The sequence below is a fragment of the Macellibacteroides fermentans genome (genome assembly GCF_013409575.1).
GTDB lineage: Bacteria > Bacteroidota > Bacteroidia > Bacteroidales > Tannerellaceae > Macellibacteroides > Macellibacteroides fermentans.
In genome coordinates, this window is record NZ_JACCCY010000002.1 from 194,040 (window position 1) to 208,891 (window position 14,852).

The 14,852-nt window shown below is 40.1% G+C and carries 10 protein-coding genes and 1 tRNA gene; 5 read left to right on the forward strand and 6 right to left on the reverse strand.

The features are described from left to right. Nucleotides 1-7 precede the first annotated feature (7 nt). From F5613_RS05865 to F5613_RS05875, 3 genes are all read left to right on the forward strand, one after another. Nucleotides 8-1,408: a RagB/SusD family nutrient uptake outer membrane protein gene (locus F5613_RS05865; RefSeq protein ID WP_179399072.1), complete on the forward strand. Its 1,401-nt coding sequence runs from the start codon at nt 8-10 to the stop codon at nt 1,406-1,408. 465 nt (nt 1,409-1,873) lie between these two features. Beyond that, entirely contained in the window at nt 1,874-4,972 is a 3,099-nt protein-coding gene (locus tag F5613_RS05870; RefSeq protein ID WP_179399073.1) for a SusC/RagA family TonB-linked outer membrane protein, read from the forward strand. A gap of 17 nt (nt 4,973-4,989) precedes the next feature. Then, the gene (locus F5613_RS05875; protein WP_179399074.1) at nt 4,990-6,417 is read left to right on the forward strand and encodes a RagB/SusD family nutrient uptake outer membrane protein; all 1,428 of its coding nucleotides are present in this window, start codon (nt 4,990-4,992) and stop codon (nt 6,415-6,417) included. A 434-nt stretch (nt 6,418-6,851) separates the two neighbouring features. On the opposite strand, the gene F5613_RS05880 is transcribed toward F5613_RS05875, so the two are convergent. Next, a complete protein-coding gene (locus tag F5613_RS05880) occupies nt 6,852-7,847 on the reverse strand; it encodes a gliding motility protein GldB-related protein (protein ID WP_179399075.1) in 996 nt (331 codons plus the stop codon). A 191-nt stretch (nt 7,848-8,038) separates the two neighbouring features. Here F5613_RS05880 and F5613_RS05885 point away from each other — a divergent pair, with 191 nt between their 5' ends. Further along, a complete protein-coding gene (locus F5613_RS05885) occupies nt 8,039-8,890 on the forward strand; it encodes a bifunctional methionine sulfoxide reductase B/A protein (RefSeq protein WP_068182425.1) in 852 nt (283 codons plus the stop codon). 65 nt (nt 8,891-8,955) lie between these two features. Here the strand turns inward: F5613_RS05885 and F5613_RS05890 are convergent, their stop codons facing one another. The 3 genes from F5613_RS05890 to mltG form a co-directional block, all read right to left on the reverse strand. After that, nucleotides 8,956-9,537: an indolepyruvate oxidoreductase subunit beta gene (locus F5613_RS05890; RefSeq protein WP_179399076.1), complete on the reverse strand. Its 582-nt coding sequence runs from the start codon at nt 9,535-9,537 to the stop codon at nt 8,956-8,958. After that, nucleotides 9,534-11,132 carry a thiamine pyrophosphate-dependent enzyme gene (locus F5613_RS05895; protein ID WP_179399077.1) on the reverse strand — a complete coding sequence of 533 codons (1,599 nt, stop codon included), beginning with the start codon at nt 11,130-11,132 and terminating at the stop codon, nt 9,534-9,536. The genes F5613_RS05890 and F5613_RS05895 overlap by 4 nt, the downstream gene beginning before the upstream one ends. A gap of 83 nt (nt 11,133-11,215) precedes the next feature. Beyond that, nucleotides 11,216-12,268, reverse strand: a complete 1,053-nt coding sequence (mltG, locus tag F5613_RS05900; RefSeq protein ID WP_079684554.1) for an endolytic transglycosylase MltG — start codon at nt 12,266-12,268, stop codon at nt 11,216-11,218. A 147-nt stretch (nt 12,269-12,415) separates the two neighbouring features. Between mltG and F5613_RS05905 the strand changes: the two genes are divergently transcribed. Continuing rightward, nucleotides 12,416-12,502, forward strand: a tRNA-Ser gene (locus F5613_RS05905). A gap of 49 nt (nt 12,503-12,551) precedes the next feature. On the opposite strand, the gene F5613_RS05910 is transcribed toward F5613_RS05905, so the two are convergent. Continuing rightward, nucleotides 12,552-13,613, reverse strand: a complete 1,062-nt coding sequence (locus F5613_RS05910; protein ID WP_179399078.1) for an alpha/beta hydrolase — start codon at nt 13,611-13,613, stop codon at nt 12,552-12,554. A 155-nt stretch (nt 13,614-13,768) separates the two neighbouring features. Further along, complete coding sequence (locus F5613_RS05915; protein ID WP_179399079.1) at nt 13,769-14,851, reverse strand: alpha/beta hydrolase; 1,083 nt, start codon at nt 14,849-14,851, stop codon at nt 13,769-13,771. Nucleotide 14,852 lies beyond the last annotated feature (1 nt).

Below are 14,852 nucleotides of genomic sequence, written 5' to 3' on the forward strand. Positions count from 1 at the left end.
GTAGAGTATGAAAAATATATTTTTGATCGCACTTTCAGGAATGCTGATGATAAGCTCTGTTTCTTGCGATGATTTTCTTACGGAAACACCGTCGGTATCCATTCCGGACAATCAGGCATTTAATACCTCGCAAGATTATACAAATGCATTGAATGGACTGTATCAAACATTGGGCCGTTATTCTTTCTTAGGAAGAAACATTCTTGCTATGGGAGATGCCTCTTCTGATTTGGCAGCACATACTGCTGCTACCTCACATTTCTATAATATTTTCAGATACCAGGTATTGGATACCAATACATATCTGGAGGAAATTTGGGGAACAGGGTATTATGCCATTGACCGTGCATCACGTATCATAGCAGCATCAGAAACTTCGGCTCAGTTTACCGAATCGGAATCTGTTGTGGTAAATCGTTGTGTTGCTCAAGCTTATGCTGTAAGAGCATTAAGTTCATTTTATTTGGTAAACTATTTTGGTTTACCATACTCGGATGCCAATAAGTCTACATTAGGAATTGTAAATGTAACAAAGCCGGTTGCAGCTTTCGAACAGATAAAGAGAAGTACTGTAGGTGAGAACTACGACCAGATTCTTTCAGACATTGCCAAGGCAAAAGAATATTTTGCCAAGGAGGGAGTGGAAGATGTAGATTATATATTTATGAACAAAGCAGCTGTTTCTGCATTGGAGGCTCGGGTTAAACTGTATATGAAAGACTACAACGGAGCCATCGTTGCCGCAAACCAAGCAATTGCATTGAAAGATGGAGCTATTGTGTCAAGTAAAGAAGACTATATCCAACTGTACCGTTCGCTTGTGATTTCATCCGAAGATATATTTGTAATAGCTAAATCGGCCACCGATTATTTGTCGGCTAATTCATTAAATACATTATATGGAGACTATGGTATGTCTTTAAATGAATCGACAATCGCCGAATACCCTTCTACAGATATTCGCCTTGCATTGCTTGGTGGGGAATGGAAGGGCGGAAAGATGGCCGGTGTCTTTGCGAACAATCAGGTTTCAAATTTACCTGTTTTCCGTTTACCCGAAATGTATTTGACGCTTGCTGAAGCCTATGCAAAGACTAACAAATTTGCTGAAGCTAAACAAAGTTTGCTGGAAGTAGCTGCTAAGCGTAATCCTGCGTTGGAAGATTCGGACATTCCTGAAGATGCAACAATTATTTCGTTTATAAACAAAGAGCGAAAATTGGAATTAGCACAAGAAGGACACCGTTTTCTGGATGCACGCCGTTTAGGTGAGAAAATCAGCGTAGGCAATGGTACCTATAAGAATTTTGATGTATCCAAGTTTGTATATCCAATACCTGCTAAGGAGGTGAATGCAGGCTTTGGAGTTGTTCAAACAACTGCCTGGGATGTCAATTTGCCCAAATAATTCAATCAAGTATAATCTAAAATGAAGCGGCTGCCTGTTTTCAGGTGGCCGCTTTTTTTCAATAAACAGCCGTTTGGTTTTATAAATAAATGTATATTTACTAGGTTCAATAGCGTTAAAATTAATATGTCATTTGTTCAACTCTGTAAACAAAGGATTAAAAAACTTTAGTTGCTTACGATTTGTAACAACGACCTGCACTATCAATATGTAAGCATATTATTTATGCCCGTTTGAAGTGTCAAAATGTAGTTTTAATGTTAAATACTTAACCCGCTTGTTCCTCATGTTGAGCAGAATGTTTGTTATTTTTATGTTGTTTAAACTGTTTTTTTGTAAATAATATCGTTAATTGTGTTCAAAATTGTTTTTTTTATTATATTTGCTTCTTAAAACTGAAAACATAAATTAAGCTAAAGTGTGTGTAAATTAGTAATTCAAAAGTTTAACATTAAAAGAATGTCTATGAAAAAGTTGACTTTTCTATTTTTATGCCTGGTAATAGGCATCGGATTGGCAACCGCTCAGACGCGGCAAATAACAGGTACTGTTATTTCTGCTGAAGACGATCAGCCAGTCATTGGAGCGTCTGTCGTTGTTAAAGGAACTACCACTGGTACAGTAACTGATTTTGAAGGTAGATTTAGTCTAAATGTACCTTCTTCAGCCAAAACCCTAGTTTTTTCTTATATTGGGATGGCAAGTCAAGAGGTTGCAATAACTTCTAATATGAGAGTGTTGTTGAAATCAGATACTCAGAACTTGGATGAAGTTGTTGTAACGGCATACGGTGGGGTTATGAAAAAATCCACTTTGTCTGGAGCAGTTTCTCAAATTAAAGGAGAAAAACTTACAAACTTGCCTGTACAAAGTTTTGATCAGGCTATGGCAGGAAAGATGGCCGGTGTGCAAGTAACACAGTCTTCAGGGTTATTAGCTGACGGAGTAAGTGTGCGAATTAGAGGAACAAATTCAATTTCTTTATCATCTCAACCATTAGTTGTTATTGATGGTGTTCCAGTTACTGAAACAAGTAACCTAAACGTTTTTAATAGTGGTAATGGTACGCGTTTTAATCCTATGGCCACAATTAACCCTAACGACATTGAATCAATGGAAGTTCTAAAGGATGCTGCTGCTGCTGCATTATTTGGGTCAAGAGCTGCAAATGGAGTATTGTTAATTACAACTAAGAGAGGTAAAGAAGGAAAGGCGACAGTCTCTTATAACGGATATGTTGGTGTTTCTGAAGCGACAAGATTACCTAAACTTTTAGGGGGGCAAGATTTTATTGATATTAGTAATGAGAAAGCATCCAATAGATGGGGGGAAGGAACAGTTATTGCTGCTTGGGATGATAATAAAACTGAAACCAACTGGTTGGATAAAGTATTTAGAACGGGTTTTACTCATAACCATTCTATTTCCGTCTCTGGTGGAACAGAAAAAATTACGGCCTACGCTTCTGCTGATTGGGCAGATCAAAAAGGTATTACTATTGGTAATGATATGCAAAGAGGTTCTGTTCGCTTAAATACAGACGTACAGGCTAATTCTTGGTTGAAAGTTGGAATTTCTGCAAATTATTCACATACAAAAAATAACGGAGTATTGTCTGATGGATATCTTGCTGGTGCAACAGTTGCTGGATATAATGCTTTGCCAACTAGTGCTGAATATGTAGATGGAAAATATAATCTGGTTAATGGCCTGTTAGGCCCAGGAAATAATAAATATTCATATAAGGGGGTTAATACCTATTTGAATTCTTATTATCATCCTACAGCAACCATCGAATTACAAAGAAATAGAAATACTTCTGAAAGATTGTTAGGTAACATTTATGCCGAAGTTACTCCAATTAAAGGCTTGAAGTTAACTAGTAAATTCAATATTGACCATCTTAACAACTTTGAAGATCAATATAGTCATCCTGCAATTAATGGTTTAGGAAAATCTTACGGAGGTTTGGTTCAGGATAATATAGCATTTATTAAACAATGGAACTGGCAAAATTTTGCTAATTATAATTTTGTTGTTAACAATGACCATACATTTAATGTAATGGTTGGTATGGAATATCAATATAGAAAGTATCAGGACATATATGCTGGAGCAGGATCATTTGTATTTGATACATATCAGAACATTCTAGACGGTTTATATACTGAGAATTTTTCAGGTGGTACAATGAATTCTAGAGGTTTTAGTAGCTATTTTGGTCGTTTAAATTATAATTGGAAAAATAGATATATTGTAGAGGCTTCTATGCGTGCTGATGCATATTCTGGCTTTAGTAAATCTGGAAGAGTAGGATATTTCCCAGGTGCATCTGCTGCTTGGAGAATGAAGGAAGAAGATTTCATGAAGGATATCGAGATTATGAATGATCTCAAAGTAAGAGCAAGTTGGGGTATCGTTGGAAATAGTAATGTGGATCCATATGCAAGCCGTACTTTATTTGCTGGAGGTCAATACGCCGATATTAATGGCGTTAGCATGAGCCAGGTTGGTAACGATAAGCTTAAATGGGAACAAGTTGAAAAAATCGATTTAGGTTTCGATGTTAGCTTCTTCGATAGTAGACTTACTGCTTCTTTTGACTATTGGAGAACAAATGTAAAAGACATGATCCTAGATGCTCCGGTTATACATATTGCTGGTATTCCAGACTCAAAGATCACAACAAATATTGGAGCGATGAATAATAGAGGTATTGAGCTTCAATTAAATTCTGTAAATGTAACAACTTCTGATTTTACTTGGTCTTCATCTTTAAACCTTACTACAGTTAAGAATAAAGTAACTAAACTAGCTGGTTCTGATATTCTTGGTACTGCGAGCGTTATAGTTGGTGAGTCTTTAGGAGTATGGAGAGTATATCGCTATGCTGGAGTAGATCCTGAAACTGGTCGTGCAGGATATTATGATGCAAATAATAAAGTAAAGTATTATGATCCTAATTATTCAGTACCAACTGCTCAAAAATGGAAATATGCAGATGGGTCATTAGCATCACCTCTTGGAACAAGTGATCTATCTGTTGAAAGTGGCAAAACAGGAACACCTAAATGGTATGGTAATTTAGATAATACTGTTAAATATAAGGATTTTGACTTTACACTAGGATTGCAATTTGCAGGGGGACATTATTTGCTTAATCAGACGAGTAATGGATTAATGACTACATTGTTGAATAATAATATTGAACGAATTAAAGATCGTTGGACAACTGTGGGTCAGGTTACTGATATTCCAAAGCTTTATCATGGAGATAGAGTTTCTTTACCCGCTAACTCTACACTATGGTTAGAAAAAGCTGATTTTTTACGTGTACGTGATATTACTATTGGTTATAATCTACCAAAGTCACTGATAACTAAAGCCGGCATATCTATGTTGAGAGTTTATGTAAGAGGCTCTAATTTAGCGGTGTTAACTGGTTATACAGGAACTGACCCTGAGATTAGTACCAATAGAAACTCAAATTACTCAGTTGGATTTGATAATCGTTCTGTTCCTTATCCAAGAACCTTTACATTTGGTTTAAATATTACGCTATAATATTAAAATTTATAATTATGAGATTAATACATAAATACATAGGATTAGTATGTGCGTCTATTTTATTTTTCACATCGTGTGAGAGTGACGTGCTTGATAATAACCCATACTATATGGGCGATTCTGCCGATCAGATTTTCTCTGATCCAGTTAAAATCGCGGCAGCATCTGTAGGTTTATACGATGCACTTCAAAATTCTGAATTTTTAGGTGGACGTGCGCAAATTTATGTTGATGCTAGAGGCATTGATCTGAATCCTCCAACTTTCTTTGGAAACTTGTCAACCTTTCAGCCAACTTCTAGCGATGCTACTATAGAGGATGCTTGGCAAGGTGCATACCGTACGATTTACGAATGTAATTTATTTTTAAAGGGAATAGAAGGTGCAAAAGCTGCTTCTGTTATAACTGAAAGTGAATATAAAACTTATTCTGCTGAAGCGAAGTTTATTCGTGGTGTTGTTTACTTCTATACCCTAAATTTTTGGGGACAGATGTATGCTAAAGAATCTGAAAATTTAGGAGTTCCTCTTGTTTTGCAGGCATTCGATGGTGGATCAGCGTTTACCGAAGCTATTAAAATCACACGTTCAACAATTGATGATTGTTATAAACAAATAATTAGTGATTTTGAATATGCTGAGCAAAATCTTTCTGACACAAGGGATGATGTTTACGAAGGAAGAGCAACAGCAACTTCTAGTGCTGCTCAAGCTATGCTATGTCGTACATATCTTTATATGAAAGATAATGCAAAGGCGATTGCTTATGCTAATAAATTGGACGGAAAGTATTCTCTGGAATCAACTACAATTACAAATTTAACAAATCCAGCTGCATCATCTGAAGTTATCTTCTTTATTGCAATGAATATATCGGATAACCCTAATACAAACAATGCATTAGGACAGCATTATGGAAAAGATGCACGTGCTGATATCACAGTTAATTCGGATTATTTAAATTTATTTTCAAATACTGATAAGAGAAAAACGGATGTTGTAGTTCAAAAGGGCGGCAACTGGTATTGCAATAAATATCAAAATGGAACTAAAGACTGGGCTCCAATTATTCGATATGCTGAAATTTTATTGAATAAGGCTGAAGCTCTTGTAAAAAGTTCAAATACTGTTGATGCTGGTGCTGTATCTCTTTTAAATCAGGTTCATGGTCGATCAGATTCTGGTGTAACTTACTCAACTTCAGATTTTGCGAATGCTCAAGCTTTATTAGATGAAATATTAAAAGAACGAAGAAGAGAGTTAGCCTTTGAAGGTCATGGAAGTTTCGACTTATTTAGAAATGGAAAGGGAATTCCTGCGGGACGTGGTAGTGCTAGTACTCCAGCATTAGAATATCCTAATAATTATTTTGCGCTTCCAATACCTAATTCTGATATTGAAAAAGCCGGAGCAAATGTTCTAAAACAAAATAAGGGATATTAATTGATGTTATTTTGATCTCATTAAATAAGTGAGATTTTACTCTAAATTTTATTTGCCCAGAAACTATTTATTAATATTTTCTGGGCAAATTTTTTATATAACTTACAACAATGATTGTCCTCAGTATTTGATAACTTATATTTTCTAATTTTATGAGAGAATGACTATAAGGGTTAATTCAGATAAAATATAGTTGTGTTTGCTTTTGCAGTTATAGTGAATTTAATATAGATAAAAAATTAAGACGCCTTCACGATAAATATCCATTAAGACATCTGAAAACAACTTAAACAAGATATCTAGAATTCCATGTTACAAACCGAACAAGGTATATTTATACTGTCGGATTGGATTTATATATGATAATACTTTGCAATCGAAACAAACGAATTTACTAACGTAATTGAGCCCAAAATTTGGACTCACCTCTTTTTTTATGGTTTATATTCAGACACCCGAAGGATTTCGTTTGGGTCTGTAACTTGCATAAGTTGTTGTGGGGTTGCGTTGCTTTTGTTTTGGTATGCTTTTACAATTTGCCATCCTAGCCAGGTTCCAGTGTTGGCAGGAGCTCCTATTACCGGGAAGTTGTTGTGTGCGTCTTCAAAGTAGCGTGCTGTTGTAATACGGTCGGCCGCGTTTAATTGTTTGTGTTCTATTATGTATTTCCATAGTACGCCCTCATTCTTTTGCCACCAGTCGGCATCCTGTTGCGTATAGCCCATCAATGTTTCCATCTTTATTCCCGGAAGTGCTTCCAAAACCAGTTGTTTTATTTTCCCCTCGTACACCATCCGGTCCAGCAACTGTTGTTCGTTGCCTGTAAAAGGGAATTCAGACATTAGCCATCCGACCAGATAGTCGGCCGCCACCAATTCCCTTTGCATCTTATTCCGCTGCGGCTGGTTAAAGAAAGCTTTATAAAGAGGATACTCAATACCCATGTATTTGTCGGCCGACAAAGAAAGCAGACTATCAGCCACCAGTACATTCTGGTTTAGTCCGGATACATGCATGTAAACTGCCGGAATCTGCATATCGGGAAACTGACTGTGCAGATAGGCAAAACCGGTTGTTAAGGCTGCTTCAATATCCCCCACCGAATCATATTCCTTAATAGCATCAGCGTACAGATTCTTTAAGGTTGGTTCGCTGTAGTACTTGAATAAATTCAGGCTTACAGCAGATATAGAGCTGTCGGAAGAGTTAAATAGACTCTTGTCCAATATTTCAAGCATTTGCGGATACTCCTTTTCCAAAGCTTGCCGTAACTTTTCATCTTTACTCTCCATACACAGGAAGAGGGCCTTGTCGAAACGATGAATCACTATTTGCGAGGAGGAGCCGGACGGCGTTTGTGCAGACGGCTGCGTATTGCATCCCATAAGCACAAGAGATAACAGAAAGGGATGGAAGAGTTTCTTTACCATGATGCTGTTGTTTAATACCAAATAAAACGGCTGGAATTCCTTTATATTGTTTCAAGCAAATGCATTGCAACAAGTCGTCCCTCCCTTTTGTTAAATAAATATCAATCTTGTAAATATGGTAGTATATGAATACAAGTGTTTATTGGTTTATTTTATTCTTACTAGTTTCAAATTTTATAAATGGGCAGCATATGAGATCGCTTACACCGGAAGAAAAGAGAGTTATCATTGATAAGGGAACAGAGTATCCTTTTACGGGAATTTATACCAATCATAAGGAAAAAGGTACTTACCATTGTAAACAGTGCGATGCTCCGTTGTATCGTTCGGCCGATAAGTTTGATTCCGGTTGTGGATGGCCCAGTTTTGATGATGAAATTAAAGGAGCTGTAAAACGCTTTAAGGATGCCGACGGGCGGCGAACTGAAATTGTTTGTGCTGCTTGCGGCGCTCACCTGGGGCATGTATTTGAAGGAGAAGGGTTCACATCCAAGGATACACGCCATTGCGTAAACTCTATCTCGCTGGTGTTCCGCAAAGATCAGGCAACGACTCCAGCCAAGACGGAGACTGCTATATTTGCCGGAGGTTGCTTCTGGGGAGTGGAACATCTGCTGAAACGTGTGGACGGCGTACTTACTGTAGAGTCGGGTTACATAGGTGGTAAAACGCCTAATCCTACGTACGAAGAGGTGTGTAGTCATACTACAGGCCATGCCGAGGCAGTACGTGTAATTTTTGATCCGGCCAAGGTTACTTACGAAGTCCTTGCCAAAAGATTCTTCGAGATTCATGACCCGGAGCAGATTAACCGCCAGGGACCTGATGTGGGGGATCAGTATCGATCGGAGGTCTTTTACACCAACGAACAACAAAAGGAGGTGGCCCTTAAGTTAATTGATCTGCTTAAGGCCAAAGGTTATAAAGTGGCAACCAAGGTTACGAAAGCTACTATGTTCTGGGAGGCGGAGGCATATCACCAGGATTACTATGAAAGGAAAGGTACGCAGCCTTACTGTCATAGTTATACAAAACGATTCTGATTTACATGAAAAGATCCTTCCCTGCCTTACAGTTTGGGAAGGATCTTATACGAATGTGGATATACTTAAAGTAGCTTTTTAGCTACATCGTAACCAGCTTCGAGGGCTAAGATGTTCATGCCCACTACCTCGGGACCCTTTTTCCCGAAGATATCGCGGATTCCCTGTTCCAGTTTGGTGTATTCGATACCCAGGAACGGAGCAGCAGCTCCCAGCATAACAATATTAGCCGAACGTACCGAACCAATCTCTTTGGCAATATTCTCTACATCCAGCATCACTTTGTGAGGAAGAGCATTGAGTGCTGAATATACCTCTTTGATGTCCGGGTAGTTGGGGATATTAACGAATGGGACCGAATTAGTAACCAGCCAACCATCTTTCTTCAGATAGGGCAGGTAACGCAGACTTTCCATCGGCTCCAGCGAGATGATCAGGTCGGCCGAACCAAGTGGAATCAAATCGGATGCAATGGGTTTGTCGCTGATGCGAAGGTTGGATTGAACATCGCCACCCCGCTGACTCATCCCGTGTACTTCGGCCTGCTTCATGTAAAGGCCATCGTAAAGTGCTGCTTCACCAATAACAGCTGCAATAGAGAGGATACCTTGTCCACCTACGCCTGATAGTATGATGTCTGTTTTCATTTCTTGCTTGCTTTTTTCTTTCTGGCTAAAGTCTGGATACACTCACGGCGTGAGATAATGACGGATAGCCCTTTGTATTCGATTTCTTCGCGGATCAACTGTTTCATCTCTTCGTAATTCTTCTTCAGAGGAATCAGGCTTCGCAAGTGCGCCGGCTCTACTCCGATACCCAGACAGATAGATTCGAGTCTGCCTGTACCGGCCGAATCCTGTCCACCGGTCATACCCGTGGTTTCGTTGTCCGATATGATAAGCAGCATATTGGTATTTTCATTCACGCAATCAAGCAAGCCGGTCATTCCCGAATGGGTAAACGTTGAGTCGCCAATTACCGAAACTGCCGGGAAACATCCCGCATCGGCAGCTCCTTTTCCCATTGTGATGGAAGCACCCATATCCACACAGGTATCAATTGCCCGGAAAGGAGCGAGGGCCCCCAGGGTATAACAGCCAATGTCTCCAAAAACCTTAGGTTCTTTGTATTCATTCAACACTTCGTTCATTGCATCATACAAATCCCTGTGTCCGCAACCCTGGCATAAAGCAGGCGGACGCATCTCCACTACGGGAGGAATCGTATAATAGGTTGCCACCTCTTTGCCCAGGGCACGTCCCACCAAATCGGGCGTTAATTCGCCGTCGCGGGGCAAGGTTCCGTCCAGGCGACCGTGAACGATCAGCCCTTTCCCAAGAAAACCCTTCAGCTGTTCTTCAACAACGGGATATCCTTCCTCAATTACTAACAGTTCGTCGCACGCTTCGGCCAACTTGATCAACTGCTTTTTAGGAAGAGGGTACTGACATATCTTAAGTACCGGATTCTCGAATCCGTTAGGGAAGTTTTCAGACAGGTAATTAAAGGCGATGCCGGTTGTAATGATACCCAGCTTCTTGTTGGGAGAATCGAAGTAGGTGTTGTAAGCAGACTCTTCGGATGCGGTGGTAAATCCTTCCTGCGCAGCCAACAGTGTCTTGTATCTTTTGCGGGCCAGGGCGGGGAGCAGGATAAATCGCTGGCGACCGTCGGCCGGGTATGAAAGTCCGTTTTGTTCTTTAGCCGGACGGGTTACTACGCCCGAGCGTGAGTGTGCCATACGTGTGGTGATGCGAAGTAAAATGGGATAACCCAGTTTCTCGGAAAGTTCGAACCCATCGTACACCATATCGTATGCCTCCTGCTGGTTGCTCGGTTCAAGCATTGGTATCATGGCAAAGTTGCCATATACGCGGTTGTCTTGTTCGTTTTGTGATGAGTGCATAGATGGATCGTCGGCAGTGATGATAATCATACCACCGTGAATACCCGTCATCGATGCATTCATAAAACAGTCGGCTGCTACGTTCAGTCCTACGTGTTTCATGCAACAAAGAGCTCTCTTGCCTGCATAGCACATACCCAAAGCCGTTTCAAGGGCTGTTTTTTCATTTGAGCTCCAGTTGCTGTGGATACCCAACTGCTTTGCAGTAGCGGAATTTTGAATATATTCCGTAATTTCGGTAGAGGGGGTTCCAGGGTAAGCATACACTCCAGACATCCCGGCGTCGATAGCTGCCTGGGCGATTGCTTCGTCCCCTAAAAAAAGATGTTTCTCCATATCGTATATCTTAATACTTTAGTTGTCTTTGTTGAAATGTGACGACAAAGATACTTTATTTACAATAAATTGAAAGGAAAAACCTACTTAATCTGTCGTCTGTTTAGCTCTGCGCGGTATTTGTTTGCGTTTTTTGCATGCTCGGCAAGGGTGGAGGCAAAGTTGTGTCTGCCCGAAAAATCCTCTTTCGCACACATATAAATATAGTCGTGCTGGTTATGATTCAATACGCTGTTTATACCTCCGATAGACGGAACACGAATCGGACCGGGAGGAAGTCCGGTGTGCTTATAGGTGTTGTATGGAGAATCTACCTGCAGGTGTTCAAACAGAATTCGCTTCAGCGTTACATCTCCTACGGCAAACTTTACCGTCGGGTCTGCTTGCAGAGGCATGTTTATGCGCAGGCGGTTCAGATATAGTCCGGCAACCATCCCCATCTCGTCGGCTTTGGCCGTCTCTTCTTCCACAATGGAAGCCAGAATGGAAACTTGTATGGGGGTTAATCCGGCTTTGGATGCTTTGGCAAGTCTGTCTTCATTCCAGAAAGCCTTGTATTCTTTTTGTATACGTTTCATCAGGTTGGCAGGCGTGATATCCCAATAAACTTCGTAGGTATTGGGAATAAACATAGCCTGGATAGTTTCGGGGCTAAATCCCAAAGCTGCACAAGAGGCAGAATCGTTAAACAGAGTAAGCATCTCCTCTTTCGAAACCATCAGCTGATCGTCCAGCCGTTGTGCCAGATCGCTTTTGAGGCGGATGTTGTTAAATGTAATACGGGTAGGAGACTGCAATCCCCCGATCAGGTTCTTCAGCAAGCGAAGATTGCCGGTTCCCGGTTCGATGGCATACCGTCCGGTTTTCATCTTTTCGGGATAGCCAATCAGATAAGCAAGCTGCTTGAAGGTGGTCAGACTTTTACAAGAGGCGGAATCTTTTAACTGAGAACAAAGATCGTTAAAGTCTTTCTTGCTGTCTACATATACATAGGTTGTCTCTTTAATGTCGAAGTTGGAAGCCAGTACCATTCGCCAGGCCCAAAAGCCACAAAGAATGAAAAGCAGGGCCAGAAGGGCAATTCCTCTGCGGATAAAAGTGCGTTTAGCACGTTTTGAGCGAAAAAATTTACTCATAAATTTAGTAATAAGAGGTTGACTATCAGAATCGGGCACAAAAGTAGCATCTTTTTCTTTAAAATTAAGGTTAAAAAGCTTTGTTTATTCAGAAATATACGCTTATCTTTGCCACGCAATTCGAAGGAAGAAGCACAAAACACACAAGGAAGTGTGGGTGAGTGGCTGAAACCACCAGTTTGCTAAACTGACGTACTCGTAAGGGTACCGGGGGTTCGAATCCCCCCGCTTCCGCGAAAGAGAGCTCTATGCATTTAGAGCTCTCTTTTCGTTTATATCCTCCTTATTTCAAATTTTCGCTGAAAAATTCGTTCAGTTTACTCGTAATCTGATTAACATATTCGGGCTTCCAGTAAGTCTGTATATGGGTAGCACCTTCAACTTGAAATAATTCTTTCTTTTGGGAGTTTATAGCCTTACCAAACGCTTCATCTGTCATATATTTTGTGTCTGCCTTACTTCCTGCAATCATCAGCAAAGGCTGGTTTATCAGCTCCATATTCGTTGTTGCATCCCACTGCATCAGATCCAACAGGCTGCTCATTGTATATAAAAATGTAGAATTTGGATGAGCATGGGTTCTGTAATAATACAGATATCCTTCCCTGTACAAGTCGGTCGATGTTTTTGCAATTTCTTCATCTTTTACACTTGACACGCCTGCATAGACAATTTTACCGGTTGTAACCATTTGTGTACGTGCATCTGTTGCCTGCTTCAAACGCTCCTGGATAGTACTTAACTGAGAATTCTGAAACCCATTGCGTCTTACCTCTCCAGTATTAAACATACTTAAGGTTGCAACGGCTTTAAACCGTTTGTCTGTTTGCACTGCTTTTATAGTATAGCCACCACCACCACAGATCCCCAGAACTCCCAAACGATTCGCATCAACACCGGCATATTTTGTGATAAAATCTGCCATACCACGAATATCTTCTGTACGGTATGCCGGATTATCAGTATGCCGGGGCTCTCCGCCACTTGCACCCTGATAAGAAGCGTCTGCCGCCATTGTAATATATCCGGCCTCCGCTAAACGCTGAGCGTATAGTCCGGCTGTTTGTTCTTTGATACCTCCGTTAGGATGAGCTACCACAATGGCAGGGTATTTTCCGGAAGCATCGTAGTTTGCCGGCGTGTACACATTCGCTGCGATATCAATCCCGTTCAGTTTATAAGTTACCGGATGGATATTAACTTTTCCGGGTTCATTTTTGGTTATAGCACCATCATATACCAAAGTCCAGGGATTTTGTGTATACTTTTCGGTTGATTGTGCATTTATCCCATCTACAGCAGCAATTGAAGCTGCTATTGCGATAATAGAGGTCAATTTCTTCATTTTTCAAATTTTAAATATTGCATTTCGATTATTATATTCTATACAGTAATTATATATCTGTCTTATTTATTCTATTAATAATGAACTTGTTAATGCAAAGTTCGAAATTATAAAGTACATAGTTGGTATATAAATTACGGTGATTCCTACCAATATTACTTATCCAGTCCCTTTTGTTTCAGCCATTTTGATAATTCATCTGCTACCTCAATATTATTAAGGTCAGAAAAGGGGAAATGGGTATTGCCCTTAATACCTATTTCTGGAAGGTGTATCACGGTTGCATCTCCACCATGCCGGTTAATCGTAGCTGCCCAGAGTCTGGCCATTTCAAGTCCCGAGCGCCAATGATCTTTATTCCAAACTTCGGTTGGTTTATCGGCGATATTATCGCCATAATAAATCACAATTGGTATTTTGGTTAGTTTGTTAAAGTCGGATAAAGGAATTTCCACCCCTTTTAGTTCGCCAAAAAGACCGTTTGATTTGATAGGCAAAGGAAGCTCTCCCTCAGGAAACACAAATCCACTGTAAGGTTCGTACGCAACTACGGCTTTTACTTTATCATTCTTTATTGCAGTAAGCCAGCCCGGTCCCCCTCCTTGTGAATGGGTGACTAATATGCCATCGCCAATTTTGTCGAATAAGAGTGAAATAGCTTCAGTTATTACTTTTGTATCAAATGGACCAGTATTTGGGGTCATTTGCCTGTAAAACTGTTCGAGTGAAGCCTCATCTTTAGGAAATTGAACATTCGGGAAATAATCAGGATAGATTCCTAACCTAAATTGAGTGAACCAAAATTGCTCATCAGCATTGGGCTTGAAGGTTGTTTCAACCATACTTCTACCTGCCTCTCCACGTCTTGGCTGATCAAGCAGATAAACAGAAAACTTTCTGCGCAGGAATATATTCTGAAATCCCTCCCTGCCATCGGAAGTTGATTCCCATGTTTTTTTTGATTGTCCTGCACCATGCAGAAATACTAAAGGCATATTACGCGCTTTTAACGGAACCTGATAAAATGCGTACAGGTGATCTCCATGAAATGTTTGTCCCTGTGAGTCCAGAGCATTGTTAACATCGAAACTTCCAGGTTCAGTAGCGACTGTTCCTCCAACAGCAAAGCTACCCTGCTCTTTTATTGTTAAGTAGTTGTTTTTTTGCGCCATCGCCACATTTATAAACATAAACATGCATAAGGTGATTTGTAGAATTACTTTCTTTTTTTTATTCATT